Annotated in this window: 20 protein-coding genes and 1 pseudogene; 14 read left to right on the top strand and 7 right to left on the bottom strand. The window is 55.5% G+C overall.

The window, feature by feature from the left end:
- The first annotated feature begins 2 nt into the window (after positions 1-2).
- The 6 genes from OMR58_RS15080 (at position 3) to OMR58_RS15105 (ending at position 6,228) form a co-directional block, all read left to right on the top strand.
- Positions 3-1,034, top strand: a complete 1,032-nt coding sequence (locus tag OMR58_RS15080) for a branched-chain amino acid ABC transporter permease (protein WP_200545854.1) — start codon at positions 3-5, stop codon at positions 1,032-1,034.
- Positions 1,031-1,783 carry an ABC transporter ATP-binding protein gene (locus tag OMR58_RS15085; RefSeq protein ID WP_264546315.1) on the top strand — a complete coding sequence of 251 codons (753 nt, stop codon included), beginning with the start codon at positions 1,031-1,033 and terminating at the stop codon, positions 1,781-1,783. The genes OMR58_RS15080 and OMR58_RS15085 overlap by 4 nt, the downstream gene beginning before the upstream one ends.
- A gap of 21 nt (positions 1,784-1,804) precedes the next feature.
- A complete protein-coding gene (locus OMR58_RS15090) occupies positions 1,805-3,082 on the top strand; it encodes an SfnB family sulfur acquisition oxidoreductase (RefSeq protein ID WP_264546316.1) in 1,278 nt (425 codons plus the stop codon).
- A gap of 46 nt (positions 3,083-3,128) precedes the next feature.
- On the top strand, positions 3,129-4,457 hold the full coding sequence (locus OMR58_RS15095; RefSeq protein WP_234471863.1) for an ABC transporter substrate-binding protein: 1,329 nt from the start codon (positions 3,129-3,131) through the stop codon (positions 4,455-4,457).
- A gap of 182 nt (positions 4,458-4,639) precedes the next feature.
- Entirely contained in the window at positions 4,640-4,909 is a 270-nt protein-coding gene (locus OMR58_RS15100; protein ID WP_105595316.1) for a helix-turn-helix domain-containing protein, read from the top strand.
- Positions 4,909-6,228, top strand: coding sequence for a type II toxin-antitoxin system HipA family toxin (locus OMR58_RS15105; RefSeq protein ID WP_200560635.1), 1,320 nt, complete (start codon positions 4,909-4,911; stop codon positions 6,226-6,228). The genes OMR58_RS15100 and OMR58_RS15105 overlap by 1 nt, the downstream gene beginning before the upstream one ends.
- A 26-nt stretch (positions 6,229-6,254) precedes the next feature.
- Here the strand turns inward: OMR58_RS15105 and mnmE are convergent, their stop codons facing one another.
- From mnmE to rpmH, 5 genes and pseudogenes are all read right to left on the bottom strand, one after another.
- On the bottom strand, positions 6,255-7,619 hold the full coding sequence (mnmE, locus tag OMR58_RS15110; protein WP_200560636.1) for a tRNA uridine-5-carboxymethylaminomethyl(34) synthesis GTPase MnmE: 1,365 nt from the start codon (positions 7,617-7,619) through the stop codon (positions 6,255-6,257).
- A gap of 117 nt (positions 7,620-7,736) precedes the next feature.
- Positions 7,737-9,380, bottom strand: a complete 1,644-nt coding sequence (yidC, locus tag OMR58_RS15115; RefSeq protein ID WP_264546317.1) for a membrane protein insertase YidC — start codon at positions 9,378-9,380, stop codon at positions 7,737-7,739.
- A gap of 2 nt (positions 9,381-9,382) precedes the next feature.
- Positions 9,383-9,641 (bottom strand): annotated as a pseudogene (gene yidD / locus OMR58_RS15120) (membrane protein insertion efficiency factor YidD).
- On the bottom strand, positions 9,605-9,964 hold the full coding sequence (gene rnpA, locus OMR58_RS15125) for a ribonuclease P protein component (protein WP_105595320.1): 360 nt from the start codon (positions 9,962-9,964) through the stop codon (positions 9,605-9,607). Before rnpA ends, yidD begins: the two are co-directional and overlap by 37 nt.
- Before the next feature lie 17 nt (positions 9,965-9,981).
- The gene (rpmH, locus tag OMR58_RS15130; protein ID WP_003023858.1) at positions 9,982-10,122 is read right to left on the bottom strand and encodes a 50S ribosomal protein L34; all 141 of its coding nucleotides are present in this window, start codon (positions 10,120-10,122) and stop codon (positions 9,982-9,984) included.
- Positions 10,123-10,760: 638 nt separating this feature from the next.
- Between rpmH and dnaA the strand changes: the two genes are divergently transcribed.
- The 6 genes from dnaA to OMR58_RS15160 all read left to right on the top strand — a co-directional run bounded on the left by dnaA (position 10,761) and on the right by OMR58_RS15160 (position 19,244).
- Positions 10,761-12,152, top strand: a complete 1,392-nt coding sequence (dnaA, locus tag OMR58_RS15135) for a chromosomal replication initiator protein DnaA (protein WP_200545859.1) — start codon at positions 10,761-10,763, stop codon at positions 12,150-12,152.
- A 2-nt stretch (positions 12,153-12,154) separates the two neighbouring features.
- The gene (gene dnaN, locus OMR58_RS15140; RefSeq protein WP_105595322.1) at positions 12,155-13,255 is read left to right on the top strand and encodes a DNA polymerase III subunit beta; all 1,101 of its coding nucleotides are present in this window, start codon (positions 12,155-12,157) and stop codon (positions 13,253-13,255) included.
- A gap of 97 nt (positions 13,256-13,352) precedes the next feature.
- Positions 13,353-14,438 (top strand): DNA replication/repair protein RecF, encoded by a 1,086-nt coding sequence (gene recF / locus OMR58_RS15145; RefSeq protein WP_264546318.1) that lies wholly within the window; start codon positions 13,353-13,355, stop codon positions 14,436-14,438.
- Between the two features lie 17 nt (positions 14,439-14,455).
- Positions 14,456-16,864: a DNA topoisomerase (ATP-hydrolyzing) subunit B gene (gyrB, locus tag OMR58_RS15150; RefSeq protein WP_264546319.1), complete on the top strand. Its 2,409-nt coding sequence runs from the start codon at positions 14,456-14,458 to the stop codon at positions 16,862-16,864.
- A 292-nt stretch (positions 16,865-17,156) separates the two neighbouring features.
- Positions 17,157-17,966: a sugar-phosphatase gene (gene yidA / locus OMR58_RS15155; protein WP_264546320.1), complete on the top strand. Its 810-nt coding sequence runs from the start codon at positions 17,157-17,159 to the stop codon at positions 17,964-17,966.
- Positions 17,967-17,978: 12 nt separating this feature from the next.
- Complete coding sequence (locus OMR58_RS15160) at positions 17,979-19,244, top strand: DUF3748 domain-containing protein (protein ID WP_264546321.1); 1,266 nt, start codon at positions 17,979-17,981, stop codon at positions 19,242-19,244.
- On the opposite strand, the gene OMR58_RS15165 is transcribed toward OMR58_RS15160, so the two are convergent.
- Positions 19,225-19,584 (bottom strand): YceK/YidQ family lipoprotein, encoded by a 360-nt coding sequence (locus OMR58_RS15165; protein ID WP_264546401.1) that lies wholly within the window; start codon positions 19,582-19,584, stop codon positions 19,225-19,227. The genes OMR58_RS15160 and OMR58_RS15165 overlap by 20 nt on opposite strands.
- Before the next feature lie 301 nt (positions 19,585-19,885).
- On the opposite strand from OMR58_RS15165, the gene ibpA reads away from it, so the two are divergent.
- Complete coding sequence (gene ibpA, locus OMR58_RS15170; RefSeq protein WP_105595327.1) at positions 19,886-20,305, top strand: small heat shock chaperone IbpA; 420 nt, start codon at positions 19,886-19,888, stop codon at positions 20,303-20,305.
- A gap of 38 nt (positions 20,306-20,343) precedes the next feature.
- On the opposite strand, the gene OMR58_RS15175 is transcribed toward ibpA, so the two are convergent.
- On the bottom strand, positions 20,344-21,594 hold the full coding sequence (locus OMR58_RS15175; protein ID WP_264546322.1) for a valine--pyruvate transaminase: 1,251 nt from the start codon (positions 21,592-21,594) through the stop codon (positions 20,344-20,346).
- Positions 21,595-21,956: 362 nt separating this feature from the next.
- Between OMR58_RS15175 and OMR58_RS15180 the strand changes: the two genes are divergently transcribed.
- Positions 21,957-23,165, top strand: a complete 1,209-nt coding sequence (locus tag OMR58_RS15180) for an aldose 1-epimerase family protein (protein WP_105595329.1) — start codon at positions 21,957-21,959, stop codon at positions 23,163-23,165.
- Positions 23,166-23,290 lie beyond the last annotated feature (125 nt).

The following is a 23,290-nucleotide window of genomic DNA, read 5'->3' on the forward strand; positions in this document are numbered from 1 at the left end:
CGATGTTGACTCTCTCACCGGACGTTCGTCGTACCCTGCCTCGCCTCAGTGCTGGCGGGATTATTCTACCCGCCGTGGCGTTTATTCTGCTGCCGCTGATCGGTAACGAATACCTGTTTGATGCGGTACTCACGCCGTTCCTCGCGCTGTCGCTGGCTGCGCTGGGGCTGAACGTGCTGGCAGGCTATACCGGGCAGATCTCCCTCGGCAGCGCCGCCTTTATGGCGGTGGGTGCCTACGCCGCGCTGAATCTGATTGGTCGCCTGGACCTGCCGCTGCCGTTGGTGTTACTGCTGGCAGGCGGTATCAGTGCACTGCTGGGACTGATCTTCGGCCTGCCGAGCCTGCGGCTCAGCAGTTTTTATCTGGCGATTTCTACCCTGGCGACGCAGTTCTTTGTCCAGTGGGCGCTGAACAACTTTAGCTGGTTTTCGATGAACAGCGCGTCCGGCGTGGTATCGGTGGCTCCGCTGCACCTGGGTGCGTGGATCATCGACAGCTCCGAGCGTCGCTATCTGTTTACCCTGACGGTGGTCAGTTTGTTGACCTGGCTGGTCTGGCGGCTGGTTAACAGCTCGGCCGGGCGCAACTTTATCGCCGTACGTGACAACCCGCTGGCGGCGAGAGCGATCGGTGTACCGGTGCTGCGAACCCGGATGATCGCCTTCGGCTTCTCCTCTTTCATTATCGGCATTGCCGGCGTGCTGTGGTCATTCACCTATCTGCGCAACGTCGAACCGGCGGGTTTCAATCTGGATCGCTCATTCCAGCTGCTGTTTATCATCATTATCGGGGGATTAGGCACGGTTCGCGGCGCGTTTCTTGGCGCGGCGCTGCTGACGCTGTTTCCGCTGCTGCTTTCCCGGCTTGGCGCATGGCTGTTTGGCCAGCAGGTGGATTCCGGCGTGCTGGAGCTGGTGCAGAACATCATTGTCGGCGTTTTGCTGATCGGGTTCCTGATTGCCGAACCAAAAGGGCTGGCGGCGCTGACGCAGCGGCTGGCGTCGTACTTCACCTCGCGGAGAACATCATGACTGACCGTAACGCGCTGCTTGAGGTAGCGCACCTCAGCGCCCGCTATCAGCGCCATATCGTGGCGCTGGAGGATATTTCGCTCACCGTTGGCGAAGGGGAAATTGTGGCGCTGCTCGGGCGCAACGGCGCAGGGAAATCGACCACCCTGCAGGCGATCTCACACCTGCTGCCCGCGCGTCGCGGTGAGGTCAGCGCGGGCCGCGTGCTGTGGCGCGGCGCGGATATTACCGCCGAAGCCCCGCACCGGCTGGTGAAGCGCGGCATCGTCCCGGTACTTGAAGGGCGGCACTGCTTCGTTTCACTGACTCTGGAAGAAAACCTGATTGCCGGTGCGCTGGCACGTTCGGCCTCCCGGGTGGAGATTCGCCAGGGACTGGAGGAGATCTATCAGATTTTCCCACGGCTGAAGGACAAACGACAGCTGGCCGCCGGGCTGGCTTCCGGCGGCGAACAGCAGATGGCGGCCATCGGCCGCGCGCTGATGGCGAAACCCCAGCTGCTGCTGCTGGACGAACCCTCAATGGGCCTTGCACCGCTGATTGTTGAAGAGATTTTTGCGGTGCTGACCCGCCTTAACCAGCAGCAAAAGCTATCGATTCTGGTAGCGGAACAGAACTCCACGGTGGCATTACGCCATGCCCATCGCGCTTATGTGCTGGATACCGGCAGCGTGGCGCTTTCCGGTGATGCGCAGGCATTAAGCCAGCAGGAAGACGTACAGAGAATTTATCTGGGATTTGCAGCATAACTTTTATACAGGAGAATACCGATGAGTACGCTTCAGACCGAAGACGCAGTAACCGCCTCTCAGCCACATCCTACCAATACTACACCGCGTGGCGTGCCGGGCTATCCGCGCCCGGCGCAGCCCGCGCATATTATTCAGAGTGATGAAGAGGCGATCCGCGTGGCTACCGAACTGGCCGCGCAGTTTGTTCTCACCGCCGCCGAGCGCGATCGCGATCGCATCCTGCCGATTACCGAGCTGGACGCGTTTTCTCAGAGCGGGCTGTGGTCGATCAATGTGCCGAAGCGCTTCGGCGGCCCGGAGGTCTCCTACGCCACGCTGGCGAAGGTGGTGCAGATCATTGCCGCCGCCGATCCCTCAATTTCGCAGATTTCCCAGAACCATCTTGGCGTGGTGGCGGCGATCCGCACGGTCAGCGATGAAGCGCAGCAGCGTGAACTGTTTGTTCAAGTGCTGAGCGGCGTGCGCTTTGGCAACGCCTTCTCTGAGTTTGGCAGCAAGCGCGCGGCGGATTTCGAAACGCGCTTTGTTGATGACGGCGATCATGTGCTGGTGAGCGGCAAGAAATTTTACTCCAGCGGTGCGCTGCTGGCGCATCTGGTGCCGATCGTGGCGCTGGATGATCAGGGCCGGGCGTGGTACGCCATTGCCGACCGCGATGCGCCGGGGCTGACGGTAATCGACGACTGGTCTGCCTTCGGCCAGCGCACCACCGCCAGCGGCACCGTGCTGTTGGATAACGTGCGGGTGCCGAAAACCCATCTGGTTCCCGGCTATAAAGGCTATGAAGCGCCCAGCGCCGACGGCGCGATTTTCCAGATTGTGCAGGTGGCGATTGATTCCGGCATCGCCGAGGCGGCCATTAACGAAACCATCCGCTTCGTACGCGAGAAATCACGCCCCTGGGTGGACAGCGGGTTGGATCGCGCCTCCGACGATCCTTACACCATTCAGCGCGTCGGCGATCTGACGCTGCGGCTGCACGCCGCCGAGGCGCTACAGGAAAAAGCGGGCCTGTGGATCGATCGCGCGGTGGCAGAACCGACGGCGGATAACGTGGCAAAAGCGCAGATTGCCGTGGCGGAAGCCAAGGTGCTGAGCACGGAAATCGCCATTGAAGCAACCAACCGCCTGTTCGAACTGGCTGGCACCCGTTCCACGCTTGCCGAGCACAATCTCGATCGTCACTGGCGCAACGCACGTACCCATACGCTGCACGATCCGGTGCGCTGGAAGTACGCCATCCTCGGCAACTACGCGCTGAACGGGGTCAATCCACCGCTGCACGCCTGGAGCTGACGGTTTCGCCGGGCAAAAATAATTCTACTAATAACAGGGCATGAAAATGGTGAAAATGAAGGTGATATCGCTTACCCGGCTTATCGTCGGGGTTACGCTGCTGCTGGCGCAGCTCTCGCTCGGCGCCAGGGCGGATGAACAGTATTTCCCGTTACAGAGCTATCGCGTCGGGCCTTATGCCGCCGCGGGCAGTGGCTTCTTTGGCGGGTTTATTGACTACTTACAGCTGATCAATCAGCGTGACGGCGGAGTTAACGGCGTCAAGCTTACCTGGGACGAGTGTGAAACCCAGTATGAAGTGGAGCGTGGCGTTGAGTGTTATAAACGCCAAAAAAGTAAGCCCGGCGTTGCCGCCTGGAACCCGCTTTCCGTGGGTATTGCCTATGCGATGATCGATGACGTCACCCGCGATAAAACGCCGCTGATCACCATCGATCATGGTCGTACCGACTCGACCGATGGCCGCGTCTTCCCGTATGTTTTCCCGCTGCTGCTTAACCCGTACAGCGAAACGTCGGGGATCATCAAATTTATCGGCACCCGTCTCGGCGGCCTGGACAAACTGCAGGGTAAAAAAATTGTCGTGTTGTACCACGGTTCGCCATACGGCAAGGAAACCATCCCGATTTTTGAGCTGCTGGCGAAAAAATACGGCTTTGAAGTACAGCAGATCGAAGTGCCGCATCCGGGCAACGAACAGCAGTCGCAGTGGCTGACCATTCGTCGTGCGAAACCGGATTACGTGGTGCTGCGTGGCTTTGGCGTGATGAACCCGGTGGCGCTGAAAACCGCGCAGAAGGTTGGTTACCCGGCGGATCACATTATCGGCAACGTCTGGTCGAATTCCGAAGAGGACGTGATCCCTGCGGGGAATGCGGCGAAGGGCTATATCGCACTGACCACCCAGGCATCCGGCTCGGTGTATCCGGTAGTGAAAGAGATTATTGATAAGGTCTACGGTGCCGGTAAAGGGAATCTGCAGGATCGTAAACGCATCGGCAGCGTTTATCATAACCTCGGCATCGTTAACGGCATTCTGAACGTTGAGGCGATTCGTATCGCGCAGCAGAAGTTTGGCCACCGCACGCTGACCGGCGATGAAATCCGTTGGGGCTTCGAGCATCTGCAGCTTGATCCTGCCCGTGTGGAAGCGCTGGGCGCCAAAGGCCTGTTCCACTCGATTAACGTAACCTGTGAGGATCACGAAGGCCAGGGCCGCGTGACCTTCCAGCAGTGGGACGGCAGCCAGTGGAAAGTGATTAGCGACTGGATTTCACCGGACTGGGCGCTGCTGCGTCCGATCATCGAGAAATCCGCCAGCGCCTACGCGAAGGAAAACAATATTACCCCGCGTAACTGCCAGGCTGAGAATTAATTATTGATAAAAACCTGCATTAACAGTCCGTTAGTGCAGGTCAGTAAATGCTCACTTTGAGATGCAACTTACACGCTATAGACGGTAGAGTTAGTATTACCGCCTGTAGCGTGTAATTATTGTTTTACCTGCTAAAGCGTGTAATATTTATCCTACCGCCCACAACCGGTAAGGTGTAAATAATGAAGGTTACTAACAGCAAACAGCTGAGTAGTTATCTGAAAGATGTCCGCATCACGCAGAAGCTTTCACAGGGGAAAGTGGCTACTAAGGTGGGGATTCGCCAGGATACAGTATCCAACTTCGAACAGTATCCAGATTCCACCAAGCTGGAAACCTTCTTTAAGATCCTTTCGGCATTGAATTTAGAATTGACCGTCACGCCCAGGAATAGCGGTGCCGACAGTAATGAGGCTTCCGGGGCAGCATCTTCATGGAAAGAGGAATGGTAATGGCTGCGCTCGATGTTTACATGAATGGCTATCATGTAGGGGTATTAACAAAAACGGGGAGTGGAGCACATCATTTTACCTATGATGCGAACTGGATTGGGCTACCGGGTAGTCGCCCTGTCTCACTCTCTATGCCGCTGCGCCATCAGCCCTATCAAGGTGATGAAGTTTATAATTTCTTCGACAATCTGTTGCCTGATAATCTGGATATCAGAAGACGAATTGTTACCCGACATCAGGCTGATTCCACCCAGCCCTTTGATCTGTTGGCTAAAGTGGGCCAGGACAGCGTTGGTGCGTTGCAATTAGTACCACAGGGAAAATCTGTCAGCGATATAAAGCAGATCGAATATAAATCCCTTTCCGAGCAAAAATTTGAAAGCATATTGATGGGATATCTGTCCGATGCCCCCCTCGGAATGATTGACTCGGAGGATGATTTTCGTATCTCTCTTGCCGGTGCCCAGGAAAAGACAGCACTGCTTTTTAAAGATGACCGCTGGTGCCTTCCCATCAATGCCACGCCAACTACGCATATCATCAAGTTACCGATTGGTAAAATCGAGAGCCACTCCTATACGATAGATATGTCTGACAGCGTTGAGAATGAATATCTATGTATGATGATTGCCCGCGAGTTCGGGCTGCCGGTACCGCAATGCTTTATGCTCAGAGCCGGAAAGATAAAAGCGCTGGCGGTAGAACGGTTCGATCGTAAATATGCCTCGGACGGTCGCTGGATTATGCGACTGCCGCAGGAGGATTTTTGCCAGGTGTTGAGTGTCCCCCCCGCGCTGAAATATGAAAATCACGGTGGACCAGGAATTTCCGCCATTATGTCGTTTCTGTTAGGGGCGGTAGAGCCAGAAAAAGACCGCTATAGCTTTATGAAGGCTCAGGTGTTGTTTTGGCTATTGGCAGCCACGGATGGGCATGCAAAGAATTTTTCCGTGTTCATTGAGTCTGAGGGACGATATCGTCTCACGCCTTACTATGACATCCTCTCCATGTACCCGGGGATTGGTGGCCGGGGTATTGATCGCAGGGATGCCAAACTTGCCATGGGGCTGACTGGCTCAAAGGGCAAGAAATATGCCATTGAGCAGATTTTCCCTCGTCACTTTTTTCAGACGGCTCAAGCTGTTGGGTTCGCCAAAGAATCGATGGAAAGTATTCTGACTGAATTTGCACAGTCGATGGATGCCGTTGTAACGAAAGTCAGAAACCAGCTACCTGCTGAGTTCCCCGCTCCGATAGGTGATTCAATTCTTGAAGGCATGCAGGCCAGAGCAGGGCGATTAGTGACTGGCTGGACGTAGGCACCTTATCGGTGCCTCACTGTTAATTACTTACCAATACAGAAACTAGAGAATATCCGCCCCAGCAGGTCATCGGAGCTGAATTCCCCGGTGATTTCACTCAGACTTTGCTGCGCCAGACGCAGCTCTTCCGCCAGCAGTTCCCCTGCCCAGGCCCCAAGCAGCTGATGTTTACCCTGTTGCAGATGTTCTGCCGCCAGTTCCAGCGCCTGAAGATGACGGCGACGAGCGAGGAATCCACCCTCCATATTGCCCGAGAAGCCCATACTGGCCTTCAGATGCTCGCGCAGCACGTCCACTCCTTCGCCGGTGCGGGCGGAAAGGCGAATAAGTGAGTGACCGTTTACTTCTATAATTCCCAGCGTTTCACCGGTCTTATCGGCTTTATTACGTACCACGGTGATCGGCAGCGCCTCCGGCAGGCGGGCAATAAAGTCCGGCCAGATCTCGCCCGGTTCTGTCGCACCGGTAGTGGTGCCGTCGACCATAAACAGCACACGATCGGCCTGTTCGATCTCTTTCCACGCACGTTCGATGCCGATGCGCTCAACTTCGTCGCTGGCTTCACGCAGGCCCGCAGTATCAATGATATGCAACGGCATGCCGTCGATATGAATATGCTCGCGCAGCACGTCGCGCGTGGTGCCGGCAATATCGGTGACGATAGCGGCATCGCGGCCAGCCAGCGCATTTAGCAGGCTGGATTTACCGGCGTTGGGCCGCCCGGCGATCACGACCTTCATCCCTTCGCGCAGCAGGCTGCCCTGGCGCGCTTCGGCACGTACGCCGTCCAGATCGGCAATCACCTTGTGCAGCAGCGCTTCAATTTTACCGTCTGATAGGAAGTCGATCTCTTCATCCGGGAAGTCGATGGCCGCTTCCACGTAGATCCGCAGGTGAGTAAGTGCTTCCACAAGGTTGTTAACGCGGGTGGAGAAAACGCCCTGCAGCGAGTTAACGGCCGAGCGCGCCGCCTGCTCGGAACTGGCGTCGATCAGGTCGGCAATCGCTTCCGCCTGGGCCAGGTCCAGCTTGTCGTTGAGGAAGGCGCGCTCGGAGAACTCACCCGGGTTGGCAATGCGCAGCCCGGGCAGCGCCACGATGCGTTTCAGCAGCAGGTCGAGGATCACCGGGCCGCCGTGGCCCTGCAGCTCCAGCACATCCTCGCCGGTAAAGGAGTTAGGGCCGGGGAACCACAGCGCGATACCCTGGTCCAGGGTGCTACCGTCGGCGTCGCGAAACGGCAGATAGTCGGCATAGCGCGGCTTGGGCAGCTTGCCCAGCAGCAGCTGTGCTACTTCCGCCGCTTTGCTACCGGAAACGCGCAGAATACCTACGCCGCCGCGTCCTGGCGGGGTTGCCTGGGCAACAATCGTATCGCTATGGCTCATGGTTAACTCTCTTTTGATGCAAAAAAATAAGGCGGTCTGAGTGACCGCCTTAGTGTAAACAGTGTGTTCGGTATTGGCACGCGGCAACCGTAAAAAGGCTGCCCCGTGTTATTACTCTTACGCTTTCTTCTTGTCGCGGCTGTGCAGGCCACGTTTTTCCAGGCCGCGATAAATCAGCTGCTGCTGGATAATGGTCACCAGGTTACTGACGATGTAGTACAGCACCAGACCTGAAGGGAACCACAGGAAGAACACGGTGAAGATGACCGGCATAAAGGTCATGATCTTCTGCTGCATCGGATCGGTCACGGTGGTCGGCGACATCTTCTGGATGAAGAACATCGTGACACCCATCAGGATCGGCAGGATGTAGTACGGGTCCTGCGCGGACAGATCGTGGATCCACAGTGCAAACGGCGCATGACGCAGTTCTACCGAGCCCATCAGCATGTAGTACAGGGCCAGGAAGATTGGCATCTGGATAACCAGAGGCAGACAGCCGCCCAGCGGGTTAACCTTCTCAGACTTATACAGCGCCATCATTTCCTGACTCATGCGCTGTTTGTCATCGCCTAAACGCTCACGCATCGCCTGAATCTTCGGCTGCAGCATGCGCATTTTCGCCATGGAGGTGTACTGCGCTTTAGTCAGCGGGTACATGATGCCACGAACGATAAAGGTGATAACGATAATCGAGAAGCCCCAGTTACCGATGAAGCTGTGCAGGAATTTCAGCAGCTTAAACAGTGGCTGAGAGATAAACCACAGCCAGCCGTAGTCTACGGTCAGATCCAGGTGTGGGGCAATCGCCGCCATTTTGTCCTGAATTTCCGGGCCAACCCACAGCGTGGCTTTCAGCTCTTGCTGAGAACCTGCCGCGATAGTCACCGGTGCAGATTTGAAGCCAACTGCCGCTACGCCGTTACCCAGGTTGCTGGTGTACAGCGTGTTGCTGCCAGCGGTCTGCGGTACCCAGGCCGTCGCGAAGTACTGCTGCAGCATCGCCACCCAACCGTTGGTGGTGGTGGTGCTCAGGTTTTCGTTTTCGCTGATCTTATCGAATTTATACTTCTCGTAGTTGGTCTCACTGCTGGAGTAAGCCGCGCCACGGAAAGTATGCAGAGCAAAGTTGTTGCTGCCGGTATCACGATGCTTAGGCAGATCGATAGTCTGTTTCAGCTGACCGAACATCGACACTTCCAGCGGCTGCTGGCTGGCGTTGTTGATATGATAATCGACGCCAATAGCGTATTCACCGCGTTTCAGCACGAAGGTCTTGGTGTAGACCGCGCCGTTTTCAGCGGTAAAGGTCAGTGGGATACGCAGTTCGTTCTGACCATCGGCCAGTTCGAAGCTATCCTGAGAAGCCGTGTAAAGAGGACGACCGCCGTTTGCCGGATTATCCGGGCCGTTACGACCGGTCAGGCCGCTCTGCGCCTGGTACAGGAAATCAGGGGTGTTTTCCAGCAGCAGGAAAGGCTTATCGGAACCCAGTGAGTCCGGATAGGTCAGCAGCTGTGCCTGGTCAATATCACCACCGCGAGTATTAATGCTTAAAGACAGGACATCGGTCTTAACGGTGATCGTTTTGCCCTGGCCGCTGGCAGGAACACCCTGATTAGCGACATCACCCGCTGCTGTCGTGGTCTGCGTGGTCTGGGTTTGCAATGGCTGAGGATTATTATCCGTCTGCCAGGCTTGCCAGATCATAAAAGACACGAACAGAAAAGCGATGAGAAAGAGATTGCGTTGCGAATCCATCGTTAATGTTCTCTGGTATCAATGGTTGTTTGGCGGTACCGGATCGTCGCCACCTGGGTTCAAAGGGTGGCATTTTAATATGCGTTTCATCGTCAACCAACTCCCTTTTATCACCCCAAACCTGCGCAATGCCTCAATTCCGTATTGCGAACAGGTAGGATGAAATCGGCAGTGAGGTCCCAGTAACGGGCTGATTACGCGCTGATAGACGCGAATCAGCGCGATTAGGAACCGCGAGCCAGGCGACAATGGCGGCGCCATAATTTCTCCAACGCTTCCGTCAATGCCTTATTATCCAGGTCAGCGACCCCTTTCTTCGCCACAATCACAAAATCCATTGCGGGAAGTTCATGCTGGCGCAGGCGAAAGCTTTCACGGGTCAATCGCTTGATCCGATTACGCTCGTGCGCACGCTTAACATGTTTTTTTGCGACGGTCAGACCGATGCGGGGATGCCCCAGCGTGTTCAGGCGGCCGAGAATGGTGATTTGCGGCGTGCCAGCCCGTTGTGGCTGCTGGAAGACGAAAGTGAAATGAGTGGGAGTTAACAAACGTAACTCCCTGGGAAATGCGAGCTTAACCACTCAGCGGTTAGCTTTTATTACTTAGAAACGGTCAGACGAGAACGGCCTTTAGCACGACGACGTGCCAGAACCTGACGACCATTTTTATTTGCCATACGAGCACGGAAACCGTGTGAACGGTTACGCTTCAGTACGGACGGTTGAAAAGTGCGTTTCATGGCGATTTCTACCTAAACTTGAATAATTTCACTTAGTGACGCGTTAACTGGCCCGAAAAACCGACCGACGCCTCAGTGTATCTTTAATAAAGAGGCGGGATTGTAATAATTGTACAGTCCAGAGTCAATTTACTTCGCGTGAAAACCGCGCCCTGATTGCCCGTTTTGACCCGCAAAAACAGCCATAAGGGCCACGGCGCAGCACGCCGGGGCAAGAATTATACGGCCTCCGTTAAAAAGCGCAAGGATCGTGCAGGATCATCTCGCGATCCCGTTACATTGTTTTTGCGGCAATAACGTGATGGCACCATTAAATTTCACTGAATGCAGACGATCCTGAATGTCTTTTGCGCAAGGTGGCGTAAACTAATCTGCGTTGTATGCGCCTGTGGATAAATTGGATCAAAACTGTGTAGAAAGTGAAGATCTCTGCGACGGTTTACGCTATGATCCGCCGTTCCGCTAACGATCCTTCGGGTCGTCTTGCTAACCGCATGCTTCCAGGATGCCGGGCTAGAGTGGAGTAACCGTAGATAACGGTTCGCATGCGTCTCATCGGCATGCGTCAACAATGATGAAATTATCGCTTCAGCGCCCTTATTTTTTCTTATCGAATTTTTTTTCGAGTGGAGTCCGCCGTGTCACTTACGCTTTGGCAACAGTGTCTTGCCCGTTTGCAGGATGAGCTACCTGCCACAGAATTCAGCATGTGGATACGCCCCTTGCAGGCCGAACTGAATGACAACACGCTGGCATTATATGCACCAAATCGGTTTGTACTCGACTGGGTTCGGGATAAATACCTGAATAATATCAATGCACTGCTAAATGACTTCTGTGGGCCGAACGTTCCGCTGTTGCGTTTTGAAGTGGGCAGCAAACCGGCGGTACAACCTGTCAGTCAGCCGGTCATGGCCAGCGCGCACGCCAGTGCGCCGGGTACAAGCAGCCGCGCGGCTCCGGTTCGCCCAAGCTGGGACAGCGTACCTGCACCGGCGGAACTGTCATACCGCTCTAACGTCAATACCAAGCACAACTTCGACAATTTCGTTGAGGGTAAATCAAACCAGCTGGCGCGCGCGGCGGCGCGTCAGGTGGCCGATAACCCCGGCGGCGCATACAACCCGTTATTTCTGTACGGCGGTACGGGCTTAGGTAAAACGCACCTGCTGCATGCGGTCGGCAACGGCATTATGGCGCGCAAGCCCAATGCCAAAGTGGTGTATATGCACTCCGAGCGTTTCGTACAGGACATGGTAAAAGCATTACAAAACAATGCGATAGAAGAATTTAAGCGTTACTACCGTTCGGTCGATGCGCTGCTGATCGATGATATCCAGTTCTTTGCCAACAAAGAGCGCTCTCAGGAAGAGTTCTTCCATACCTTTAATGCGCTGCTGGAAGGTAATCAGCAGATCATTTTGACCTCGGATCGCTATCCGAAAGAGATCAATGGGGTAGAAGATCGTCTTAAATCCCGCTTTGGCTGGGGCCTGACGGTGGCGATCGAGCCGCCTGAGCTGGAAACCCGCGTGGCGATTCTGATGAAAAAAGCAGATGAGAATGACATCCGCCTGCCGGGTGAAGTGGCATTCTTTATTGCCAAGCGTCTGCGCTCTAACGTCCGCGAGCTGGAAGGGGCGCTGAACCGCGTTATCGCCAATGCCAACTTTACCGGGCGTGCCATCACCATCGACTTCGTCCGTGAAGCGCTGCGTGACCTGCTGGCGTTACAGGAAAAGCTGGTCACTATCGACAACATTCAAAAGACGGTTGCCGAATATTACAAAATTAAAGTGGCCGATCTGCTGTCTAAACGGCGATCCCGCTCGGTAGCCCGCCCGCGCCAGATGGCGATGGCGATGGCGAAAGAGCTGACCAACCACAGTCTGCCGGAGATCGGCGACGCTTTCGGGGGTCGTGACCATACCACCGTGCTACATGCCTGCCGTAAAATTGAGCAGCTGCGTGAAGAGAGTCACGACATTAAAGAAGATTTCTCAAATCTAATCAGAACATTATCTTCCTGACTATGAAATTTATTGTAGAACGTGAGCGTTTGCTTAAACCATTACAGCAGGTCAGCAGCCCGTTAGGCGGCCGCCCTACTCTGCCGATCCTTGGTAACCTGCTGCTGCAGGTCGATGAAGGCACCCTGCGGCTGACCGGTACCGATCTTGAGATGGAAATGGTCGCGCGCGTGGCGCTGACTCAGGATCATCAGCCTGGCGCCACGACGGTTCCGGCACGTAAATTCTTTGATATCTGCCGTGGCCTGCCCGAAGGCGCGGAGATCACCGTGATTCTGGAAGGTGACAGAATGCTGGTGCGCTCCGGCCGCAGCCGCTTCTCACTTTCCACTCTGCCCGCCAGCGACTTCCCGAACCTGGACGACTGGCAGATTGATGTCGAATTCACCCTGCCGCAGGCGACCATGAAGCGCCTGATCGAAGCCACGCAGTTTTCGATGGCGCATCAGGACGTTCGCTACTACCTGAACGGTATGCTGTTTGAAACCGAAGGCGAAGAGCTGCGCACCGTAGCCACCGACGGACACCGTCTGGCGGTCTGTTCAATGCCGGTGGGTCAGTCTTTGCCAAACCATTCGGTGATCGTGCCGCGTAAAGGGGTGATTGAACTGGTTCGTCTGCTCGACGGTGGCGATACGCCATTACAGGTGCAGATCGGTAGCAACAATATCCGCGCGCACGTTGGTGACTTCATCTTCACCTCGAAGCTGGTTGACGGCCGTTTCCCTGACTATCGCCGCGTACTGCCGAAAAATCCGGACAAAACCCTGGATGCCAGCTGCGATCTGCTGAAGCAGGCATTTTCCCGTGCGGCGATTCTTTCCAACGAAAAGTTCCGTGGCGTGCGTCTGTATATCAGTGAAAACCAGCTGAAAATCACTGCCAACAACCCTGAACAGGAAGAAGCAGAAGAGATTCTGGACGTGAGCTACGGCGGCACCGATCTCGAAATCGGCTTCAACGTCAGCTACGTGCTGGACGTTCTGAATGCGCTGAAGTGCGAGAACGTGCGTCTGCTGCTGACGGATTCGGTTTCCAGCGTGCAGATTGAAGATGCAGCAAGCCAGAGTGCGGCCTACGTTGTTATGCCAATGCGGTTATAATTCCGGGCTAACCTGCACGTTGCCCGTTAATGCACTGGCCTGACGTACAGAAAGGACAGGGTGCTGTTATATCGCCGGTATTGAGATTTTGTCTGCTATGGCTTTAACCCGCCTTCTTATTAAAGATTTTCGCAATATCGAAAATGCGGATTTGACGCTGGCCCCGGGGTTCAACTTTCTTGTTGGCCCCAACGGCAGCGGTAAAACCAGCGTGCTGGAAGCGATCTATACCCTTGGTCATGGGCGTGCGTTTCGCAGCCTGCAGGCCGGTCGGGTAATCCGTCATGGCCAGGATGCCTTTGTGCTGCACGGCCGTATTGCTGGCGCCGAACGCGAGATCTCGGTCGGCCTGACCAAAAATCGTGCCGGTGACAGTAAAGTCCGCATTGACGGCAGCGACGGCCATAAAGTGGCCGAGCTGGCGCAGATGTTACCGATGCAGCTGATCACGCCGGAGGGATTTACCCTGCTGAACGGCGGGCCGAAATTTCGCCGTGCCTACATAGACTGGGGCTGCTTTCACAACGAGCCGGGCTTTTTTAACGCCTGGAACAATCTGCGCAGGCTGTTAAAGCAGCGCAACGCCGCGCTGCGCCAGTTGACGCGCTACCAGCAGATTCAGGCATGGGATCGTGAACTGGCTCCGCTTGCCGAGCAGATAAGCGCATGGCGTGCGGCCTACAGCGAAGCGATTGCCGCCGATATCAATACAACCTGTGCGCAGTTTTTACCCGAGTTCGAACTGAGTTTCTCTTTCCAGCGCGGCTGGGATAAAGAGAGCGACTATGCGGAACTGCTTGAACGTCAGTTTGAGCGCGATCGCGCACTGACCTATACCGCCAGCGGCCCGCACAAAGCGGATTTCCGCATTCGTGCCGAAGGGACGCCGGTGGAAGATTTACTCTCACGCGGCCAACTTAAGCTGCTGATGTGCGCCCTGAGGCTGGCGCAGGGTGAGTTTCTCACCCGACAGAGCGGGCGTCGTTGCCTGTATCTGATAGATGATTTTGCCTCTGAGCTGGATGAGACGCGTCGACAGCTGCTGGCGTCGCGTTTAAAAGCCACTCAGGCCCAGGTTTTCGTTAGTGCCATTGGTACTGAACATGTGTTCGATATGGCTGGCGAAAAGGGCAAGATGTTCCACGTAGAACAAGGTAAAATAGCGGTTCAACCTGAAGATTAAATGAGCGAGAAACGTTGATGTCGAATTCTTATGACTCCTCAAGTATTAAAGTTCTTAAAGGACTTGATGCTGTACGCAAGCGCCCTGGTATGTATATCGGCGATACGGATGACGGTACCGGTCTGCATCACATGGTCTTCGAGGTCGTGGATAACGCCATTGACGAAGCACTCGCCGGCTACTGCTCCGATATTGTTGTTACCATTCATGCCGATAACTCTGTTTCCGTGCAGGATGATGGCCGTGGAATCCCGACCGGTATTCACCCGGAAGAAGGGGTTTCCGCTGCCGAAGTGATCATGACCGTGCTGCACGCAGGCGGTAAATTTGATGACAACTCTTATAAGGTTTCCGGCGGTCTTCACGGCGTGGGTGTCTCAGTGGTTAACGCCCTGTCGGAAAAATTAGAGCTGACCATTCGTCGCGACGGTCAGGTCCATCAGCAGGTTTATGTTCACGGCGTGCCGCAGGCTCCGCTGAGCGTGACCGGCGAGACTGAACTCACCGGAACCCGCGTGCGCTTCTGGCCAAGTCACCAGACCTTTACCAATGTTACCGATTTCGAATATGAGATCCTGGCAAAACGCCTGCGTGAGCTTTCCTTCCTGAACTCCGGCGTTTCTATCAAGCTGGAAGACAAGCGCGACGATAAGAAAGATCACTACCACTACGAAGGCGGTATTAAGGCGTTTGTGGAGTATCTGAACAAGAATAAAACCCCGATTCACCCAAACGTGTTCTATTTCTCTACTGAGAAAGACGGCATTGGCGTGGAAGTGGCGCTGCAGTGGAACGACGGTTTCCAGGAAAATATTTACTGCTTCACTAACAACATTCCTCAGCGCGACGGCGGTACGCACCTGGCCGGCTTCCGTGCGGCGATGACCCGTACGCTGAATGCCTACATGGATAAAGAAGGCTACAGCAAGAAAGCCAAAGTCAGCGCCACCGGTGACGATGCGCGTGAAGGCCTGATTGCGGTCGTGTCGGTGAAAGTGCCGGACCCTAAATTCTCCTCGCAGACCAAAGACAAGCTGGTTTCCTCTGAGGTGAAATCGGCAGTTGAGCAGCAGATGAACGAACTGCTGAGTGATTATCTGCAGGAAAATCCGGGCGATGCGAAAATCGTCGTCGGTAAGATTATTGATGCTGCGCGTGCGCGTGAAGCCGCACGCCGTGCCCGTGAGATGACCCGTCGTAAGGGCGCGCTGGATCTGGCAGGCCTGCCGGGCAAACTGGCCGACTGTCAGGAGCGCGACCCGGCACTGTCTGAAATTTACCTGGTGGAGGGTGATTCTGCGGGCGGTTCAGCCAAGCAGGGTCGTAACCGTAAAAACCAGGCGATTCTGCCGCTGAAAGGTAAAATCCTTAACGTGGAGAAGGCGCGCTTCGACAAGATGCTCTCTTCGCAGGAAGTCGCGACGCTGATCACCGCGCTGGGCTGCGGCATTGGTCGCGATGAATATAACCCGGACAAACTGCGCTATCACAGCATCATCATCATGACCGATGCCGACGTCGATGGTTCGCATATCCGTACGCTGTTGCTGACTTTCTTCTACCGTCAGATGCCGGAAATCATCGAGCGTGGCCACGTGTATATCGCACAGCCGCCGCTGTATAAGGTGAAAAAAGGCAAGCAGGAACAGTACATCAAAGACGACGAAGCCATGGACCAGTACCAGATCGCTATCGCTCTTGATGGTGCCACGCTGCACACCAACGCCAATGCGCCTGCGCTGGGCGGTGAGCCGCTGGAGTCGCTGGTGGCTGAATTCAACAGCACGCGCAAAATGATCAAGCGTATGGAGCGCCGCTATCCGGTGTCGCTGCTGAATGCGCTGATCTACAACCCAACGCTGAGCGATCTCTCTGCGGAAGCGGCGGTGCAAAGCTGGCTGGATACCCTGGTGACCTGGCTGAACGAGAAAGAGCAGCACGGCAGCAGCTACGTTGGTGTGGTGCGTGAAAACCGTGAGCTGCATATCTTTGAGCCGGTGGTTCGCATCCGTACTCACGGTGTGGATACCGATTATCCGCTGGATACGGAGTTTATGCTGGGCGCGGAATACCGCAAAATCTGTACGCTGGGTGAAAAACTTCGCGGCCTGATTGAAGAAGATGCCTACATTGAGCGCGGCGAGCGCCGCCAGCCGGTTGCCAGCTTCGAGCAGGCAATGGACTGGCTGGTGAAAGAGTCACGTCGTGGCCTGTCCGTACAGCGTTATAAAGGTCTGGGTGAAATGAACCCGGAACAGCTGTGGGAAACCACCATGGACCCGGACAGCCGTCGTATGCTGCGCGTGACGGTGAAAGATGCGATTGCGGCCGATCAGCTGTTCACTACCCTGATGGGTGATGCGGTTGAGCCACGTCGTGCCTTTATCGAAGAAAACGCCCTGCGGGCGGCAAACATCGATATCTAAGACCCGATGCAGGGGCGGCTTGTTTTCGGGCCGCCCCTGAATAACCTCTCTGCCTCTGCCTCTGCCTCTGCCTCTGCCTCTGCCTCTGCCTCTGCCTCTGCCTCTGCCTCTGCTGTCTCTGTCTTGATTCTTTTTCTGCTGCTCCAGTTGCATTACCCGTATCCCAGACGCGTCCGCCAGCGATCGTGACTTTCCCGTAATCCATCGGGCTAACAACTAACTGTGTAACCTGCTGGAGATCGCCAGCTGAATCGCGCTAGCATGGAGCAAAACAGAAGCTAAGGAGTGTGGCATGGCGATTAAATTAATAGCGATTGATATCGATGGGACGCTGCTTAACCCGCAGCACGAAGTGACGCCCCGGGTGAAGGCGGCGATTGAAGCGGCGCGCGATAAAGGCGTGGCGGTGGTGCTGGCAACCGGACGGCCGTTCCTCGGCGTACAGCGCTACCTGCGCGAGCTAGGCCTGGAGCAAGAAGGCCAGTACTGCATCACCAACAACGGCGCACTGGTGCAAAAAGCGAACGATGCCAGCTGCGTGGCTGAAGTGCCGGTGACCTTCGATGACTACCTCTACTATGAGCAGATGTCCCGCGAACTGGGGGTAAACTTCCAGGCGCTGACCCAGAGCCACCTCTATACCGCCAACAAAGATATTAGCCGTTACACCGTCCACGAAGCGGGCCTCACCGGCATGCCGCTGCGCTACCGTACCGTGGAAGAGATGGACCCAACGTTAATCTTCCCGAAAATCATGATGATCGATGAGCCTGAACTGCTGGACGCGGCGATTGCCCGCATTCCTGCTGAAGCTTACGAACGTAATACCATCATGAAAAGCGCACCGTTCTTCCTGGAAATCCTCAATAAAGAGGTGAACAAAGGGGCCGGTGTTAAGCTGCTGGCGGAGCTTCTTGGCCTGCAGCGCGACGAACTGATGGCGCTGGGCGATCAGGAAAACGACCTGGCGATGCTGGAATTTGTCGGTACGGGCGTGGCGATGGGCAATGCGATTACGGTGGTGAAAGAAATCGCCCAGTTCGTAACGACATCCAATCGTGAAGACGGTGTCGCCGTGGCAATTGAGAAATTTGTTCTGTAAAAGGGCTGCCCGATGAGTGAACAACAGATCACCTTCGCCCCCCGGCATCATCAGCTGACCAACATAAACGTCTGGACCGCCGACAGCCAGTGGCTGGTCTATGACGTGCGCCCTTCCGGGGCGTCTTTTACCGGTCTGACTATTGAGCGGGTCAACGTCAGCAGCGGCGCGGTGGAGGTGCTGTATCAGGCGCGGGACGGTGCGCGCGTTGGCGTGGTCACCGCCAGTCCTGATCTTCCGCCGCGCTACGTCTGTATTCACGGGCCGGAGCATCCCGACAGCCTGTGGAAATATGATTTTCACCACCGGCGTGGAGTGATTATTCAGCACGGCGTGGCGGAGAATCTGGACGCCTGCGATATTACGCCACCCTTCACGCCCGGCGCGCTGCGCGGTGGTTCCCACGTTCATGTCTTTAGCCCGGACGGCAGCCGCTTAAGTTTTACCTACAACGATCATGTCATGCACGAGTGGGACAAAACCCAGGATTTGCGCAACGTTGGCGTTGCCGTACCGCTGCATGCGGTGTGCCCGCCGAAACGTCACCCGCGTGAATACGACGGCAGCCACTACTGCGTGCTGGTCAGTCAGACCACGCCAACGCCGCAGCCGGGCAGCGATGAGATCAATCGCGCTTACGAAGAGGGATGGATTGGCTCCCGTGGCTATCAGCGGGGTGCGCAGCGGCAGCGATGGGCGCTGGCCTTTATTGGCGATACGCTGGCGGCAAACGGTGAAAAGGTGGCGGAAGTGTTCGTCGTCGATCTGCCGGAGGATAACGCTGATTTTGCCGTTCCGGGGGCCTTTCCGCTGGAAGGTACGGCAACGCGCCTGCCTGCTCCGCCTGAGAGCGTACAGCAGCGGCGCGTTACCTTTACCCATCAACGCCGCTATCCCGGTCTGGTCAGTACACCGAGGCACTGGCTGCGTAGCTCACCGGATGGCAGCGCAATTGCCTTTCTGATGAAGGACGATCTCGGTGTGGTTCAGCTGTGGACGGTATCCCCGCTGGGGGGCGAACCGCGCCAGATTACCCGGTCGGAAAGCGGCATTCAGTCCGCCTTCAGCTGGCATCCCGACGGTGGCAGCCTGGCGTTTATCTGCGACAACAGCGTGACGCTCTGTACGCTGGCAACGGGAAAACTGCGCCGCATTACTCCACGCAGTGAAACCGCACCCTCAGCGGATGCGGTGGTATTTTCTCCCGACGGTCGGCACGTTGCTTACCTGCGCAGCCACGACGGGTATCAGCAGATCTTTATGGCGTCGGTGAATTAGAAACCATCGGGGCCGCCTGCGACAGTCCGTCGGCGGTCCTGTTTTGCTGTTCGCTTCGGCGCACGCGCTCGCGCGGCGAGTCCGTATCATCGGTACGATAGTAATCCCACGGCAGCAGCAGCGTATCCATCACCGCAGAAAACGGCAAATCAATTGCCGCCAGCGGTTTCATCGCCCAGCTGCTGTCGTCATCGGTCAACACGCTGGCGCTGGCGCGCGTTCCTGGATAATAGCCCTGACTGGGGCCGGTATGGGTCATAACGCTTGAGCAGCCGCTGGTCGCGCCAAGCGAGGCGCAGGTAAGCAACCCTGCAGCGGTATACTTCTTTAATGCCTTCATCATTTACTATCCCTTCAGTCGTTGCAGCCTGCTGAGATCTGTCGTCAAACGCGGGGAAATCCCGGTCCACTCTGCGGTGGCTGGCACTAAGGCCGACGAACTCATCCCTGAGTGTATGACATTCAGTGCGATCGGGTTAAAAAAATCACAACTTCCCCTTGAAAGCGTCACTGGTGTCACCATTTTACTACTACGGTCAGTGAAGTACCTGCGCCGACAGGGCGGTACTTACTGAGCCAGCGACTCGTCCATAGTGGAGAGTCGATATCTTAATAACTCGCTGTATATCAGGAGCTTAAACATGCGTAATTTCGACCTTGCCCCACTGTATCGTTCATCTATCGGCTTTGACCGTCTGATCAACCTGCTGGAAACCAGCCAGGGCCAGGGGAACAACGGCGGCTACCCTCCCTACAACGTGGAGCTGGTGGCGGAAAACCACTATCGTATTACGATTGCCGTGGCCGGTTTTGCGGAAAGCGAGCTGGAAATCACCTCCCACGACAATTTGCTGACCGTTCGCGGTTCACATCCTGAAGAGCAGGAGCAGCGCACCTATCTGTATCAGGGCATCGCGGAACGTAACTTTGAGCGTAAATTCCAGCTGGCGGAGCACGTCCACGTGCGGGATGCTCGCCTGGAGAATGGTCTGCTATACATCGACCTGGAACGCGTGGTGCCTGAAGCCAATAAACCGCGCCGCATTGAAATTCTGAAATAATGCTGATGCAGGGGCCGCCGTTAAGCGGCCCCTGTTGTTTATCCTTCGCTTCTCGCTCGCTCTATCTCTTCCGCCAGAATCGCCACGCCCCGCTCAATCACTTCGCTATCCGGAACGTAGTTCATGCGCATGCACTGATGCGTGTGAGGCCACTCAGCCTCCAGCCCCGGGAAGAAGAAATGCCCCGGCACCATTAGCACGCCGCGCTGCTTCAGCCGCTGATAGAGAACCTCAGTCGAAATCGGCAGGTCCTTAAACCACAGCCAGAGGAAAATCGCGCCTTCAGGTTTATGGATCAGGCAGCGATCTTCCGGCAGATAGCGGCGAATAACCGCGATTGTCTGCTTAACACGTTCCTGATAGAAGGGCTTAATCACCTCTTCCGACAGCCGCAGCAGATCGCCACGTTGAATCATCTCATGCGCCATGGCCGGGCCAATGCTGCCGGGGGCGAGGCTGATAATCCCGTTCATATTGCTGATGGCCGAGATCACCTTCTCATCGGCGATGATGATGCCGCAGCGTGAGCCCGGCAGCCCCAGCTTGGACAGGCTCATGCACAGAATGATGTTCGGATTCCACAGTGGGCGCGCTTCGCTGAAAATAATGCCCGGGAAAGGAACGCCGTAAGCATTATCAATCAGCAGTGGAATATCGTGCTGCTGCGCCAGTGCGTCCAGTTTCAGCAACTCGTCATCGGTAATCACGTTACCGGTGGGGTTGGTTGGTCGGGAGACGCAGATCAGGCCGGTATCTTCGCCAATGTGCAGATGTTCAAAGTCCACGTGATACTTGAACTGGCCCTCCGGCAGCATTTCGATATTCGGTCGCGTGGAGACAAACAGGTCCTCATCCAGCCCGGCATCGGCATAGCCAAGATATTCTGGAGCCAGCGGGAAAAGTACGCGCTTTTTCTGGCCGTCAGTGCGATGCCCGGCATACAAGTTAAACAGATAGAAAAAGGCGCTCTGGCTGCCGTTGGTCAGGGCAATATTTTTCGGCGAAATCTGCCAGCCCTGCTCTTTACTGAGCAGCTCCGCCAGGGAGTTCAGCAGAGTGCTTTTACCCTGCGGGCCGTCGTAGTTGCACAGCGCATCCGTCAGCTTGCCTTCATCGTGCATCTGCTGCAAAAGCTGATGGAAATAGTCATTCATTGCGGGGATCTGCGCGGGGTTACCGCCGCCTAACATCACCGTACCCGGCGTGCGTAAACCCTCACCCATATCTTCCATCAGGCGCGTAATGCCTGAGTGGCGCGTAAATTTGTCACCGAAAGCCGAGAAGCTCATACCCTGTTAATCACTTGTTATTCACTAAGGGTGACCACCTTAACGCTGGCACTGGTGTGATGCAATATTCGTGCATCAGGGACAGCACGCGGGCAGGAGGGGTTGCCTGGAAATGATGATTTTTCACTGGCCCTGAAAAACTAGCTGAATCGTTAAGTCTTGTTGGATGAGTAAATGACTTTATGTCGCATTAATAATGAAACAAACAACGCCGTATGCATTTTTTAGTGAGAAGTAGCACGATTATTCGACTAAAAATGGCTAAAAGTCCATGCGGTGATGATTGTCACATTTTTCTCCCGCGCTGATTTGTAGTCTTGACGCGGTCAAAGCTAAATCAATTCAGCAAAAGGGATAATACGATGAAGAAAAGACTTCTGGCAGGGGTAATTACGGCGTTAATCTGCGGTCAGGCATCGGCACAAAGCTGGCTGCTGACGGATGCTGAAACCAGTGTGGAAAAGGGAAACTGGCAGGTAAACAGCCAGCAGCTGAAGCTTTCCGGTGAGAACTTCAGCATTCAGCAAAAAGTTCTGCACGGCGGCAAGCAGGAAGGCTCGAAAGTGCTGACCATCACCAGTAAAAATGGCCTGACCATCGCCCTCAGCCCGACGCGAGGCATGGATCTGCTGCATGTTAACGGCCATGGTGTGCGCCTTGGCTGGGATTCCCCGGTCGATGAGGTCGTGAATCCGGCTTACATCAATCTGGAAAGCCGCAACGGCCTGGGCTGGCTGGAAGGGTTCAACGAAATGATGGTGCGCTGTGGCTTTGAGTGGACCGGCCACCCGGTCACCAAAGATGGCGTGATTTACACGCTGCACGGCAAAGCGGGTAATACCCCGGCTTCAAAAGTTGAAGTGATCGTCGATGAAAAAGCACCGCATGAAATCCGTATTCGCGGTCTGCTGAAAGAAACCACCTTCAAAAAAGCGAAGCTCGAAACCTGGACCGAGCTGCGTTACGTGCCCGGCTCTGACTCCTTTACCGTGCACGATGTGCTGACCAACCACGCGGACTATCCGCACGATTACCAGATTATCTATCACAGCAACTTCGGTACGCCGATCCTTGAGAAAGACGCACGGTTTATCGCGCCGCTGAAGTCGGTTTCACCGTTTAACGACTACGCGAAGAAAGGTCTGAACGACTGGAATGTTTACGGCGCGCCGACGAAAGACTTCGACGAGATGGTGTTTAACCTCACGCCGAAAGCTGACGAAAACGGTAAAACCGTGGCCGCAGTGATTAACAGTAAGGGCGATAAGGGCGCATCAATTGAGTTCGATATCAAACAGCTGCCGCTGCTGACCATGTGGAAAAACACTGATACGCAGAAGCAGGGTTACGTGACCGGGATTGAGCCGGGTACCAACTATGCCTATCCGGTGACGATTGAGAAAGAGCAGGGTCGCGTGAAGCAGCTACAGCCAGGGCAGAGTACCGAGTTTACGCTGACCTATTCACTGCTGAAGGATGCCAGCGCGGTGCAGCAGGTTGAGCAGCGGGTGCAGAAAATCCAGGGTGATGAAACCGTAGCGATTAGCGAAACGCCGATCGCGACAGAGTGATGAATTGTAGTGTTACGGGGGATCTTGTCGCTTCACGTTTAGTGCATCAGTTAACGCGACGAGAGTCCTCTCTCGCTTCAGGATTTGTGCATCGGTTAACGTGACGAGATGCTTTCACCGCTTCT

Origin of the sequence: Erwinia sp. INIA01 (assembly GCF_025947915.1) — a bacterium.
Taxonomy (GTDB): domain Bacteria; phylum Pseudomonadota; class Gammaproteobacteria; order Enterobacterales; family Enterobacteriaceae; genus Erwinia; species Erwinia coffeiphila.

Coding starts and splice junctions, on each gene's coding strand:
- OMR58_RS15080 (WP_200545854.1), top strand. CDS start 3: ATGTTGACTCTCTCACCGGACGTTCGTCGTACCCTGCCTCGCCTCAGT.
- OMR58_RS15085 (WP_264546315.1), top strand. CDS start 1,031: ATGACTGACCGTAACGCGCTGCTTGAGGTAGCGCACCTCAGCGCCCGC.
- OMR58_RS15090 (WP_264546316.1), top strand. CDS start 1,805: ATGAGTACGCTTCAGACCGAAGACGCAGTAACCGCCTCTCAGCCACAT.
- OMR58_RS15095 (WP_234471863.1), top strand. CDS start 3,129: ATGGTGAAAATGAAGGTGATATCGCTTACCCGGCTTATCGTCGGGGTT.
- OMR58_RS15100 (WP_105595316.1), top strand. CDS start 4,640: ATGAAGGTTACTAACAGCAAACAGCTGAGTAGTTATCTGAAAGATGTC.
- OMR58_RS15105 (WP_200560635.1), top strand. CDS start 4,909: ATGGCTGCGCTCGATGTTTACATGAATGGCTATCATGTAGGGGTATTA.
- mnmE (WP_200560636.1), bottom strand. CDS start 7,619: ATGAGCCATAGCGATACGATTGTTGCCCAGGCAACCCCGCCAGGACGC.
- yidC (WP_264546317.1), bottom strand. CDS start 9,380: ATGGATTCGCAACGCAATCTCTTTCTCATCGCTTTTCTGTTCGTGTCT.
- rpmH (WP_003023858.1), bottom strand. CDS start 10,122: ATGAAACGCACTTTTCAACCGTCCGTACTGAAGCGTAACCGTTCACAC.
- dnaN (WP_105595322.1), top strand. CDS start 12,155: ATGAAATTTATTGTAGAACGTGAGCGTTTGCTTAAACCATTACAGCAG.
- recF (WP_264546318.1), top strand. CDS start 13,353: ATGGCTTTAACCCGCCTTCTTATTAAAGATTTTCGCAATATCGAAAAT.
- gyrB (WP_264546319.1), top strand. CDS start 14,456: ATGTCGAATTCTTATGACTCCTCAAGTATTAAAGTTCTTAAAGGACTT.
- yidA (WP_264546320.1), top strand. CDS start 17,157: ATGGCGATTAAATTAATAGCGATTGATATCGATGGGACGCTGCTTAAC.
- OMR58_RS15160 (WP_264546321.1), top strand. CDS start 17,979: ATGAGTGAACAACAGATCACCTTCGCCCCCCGGCATCATCAGCTGACC.
- OMR58_RS15165 (WP_264546401.1), bottom strand. CDS start 19,584: ATGAAGGCATTAAAGAAGTATACCGCTGCAGGGTTGCTTACCTGCGCC.
- ibpA (WP_105595327.1), top strand. CDS start 19,886: ATGCGTAATTTCGACCTTGCCCCACTGTATCGTTCATCTATCGGCTTT.
- OMR58_RS15175 (WP_264546322.1), bottom strand. CDS start 21,594: ATGAGCTTCTCGGCTTTCGGTGACAAATTTACGCGCCACTCAGGCATT.
- OMR58_RS15180 (WP_105595329.1), top strand. CDS start 21,957: ATGAAGAAAAGACTTCTGGCAGGGGTAATTACGGCGTTAATCTGCGGT.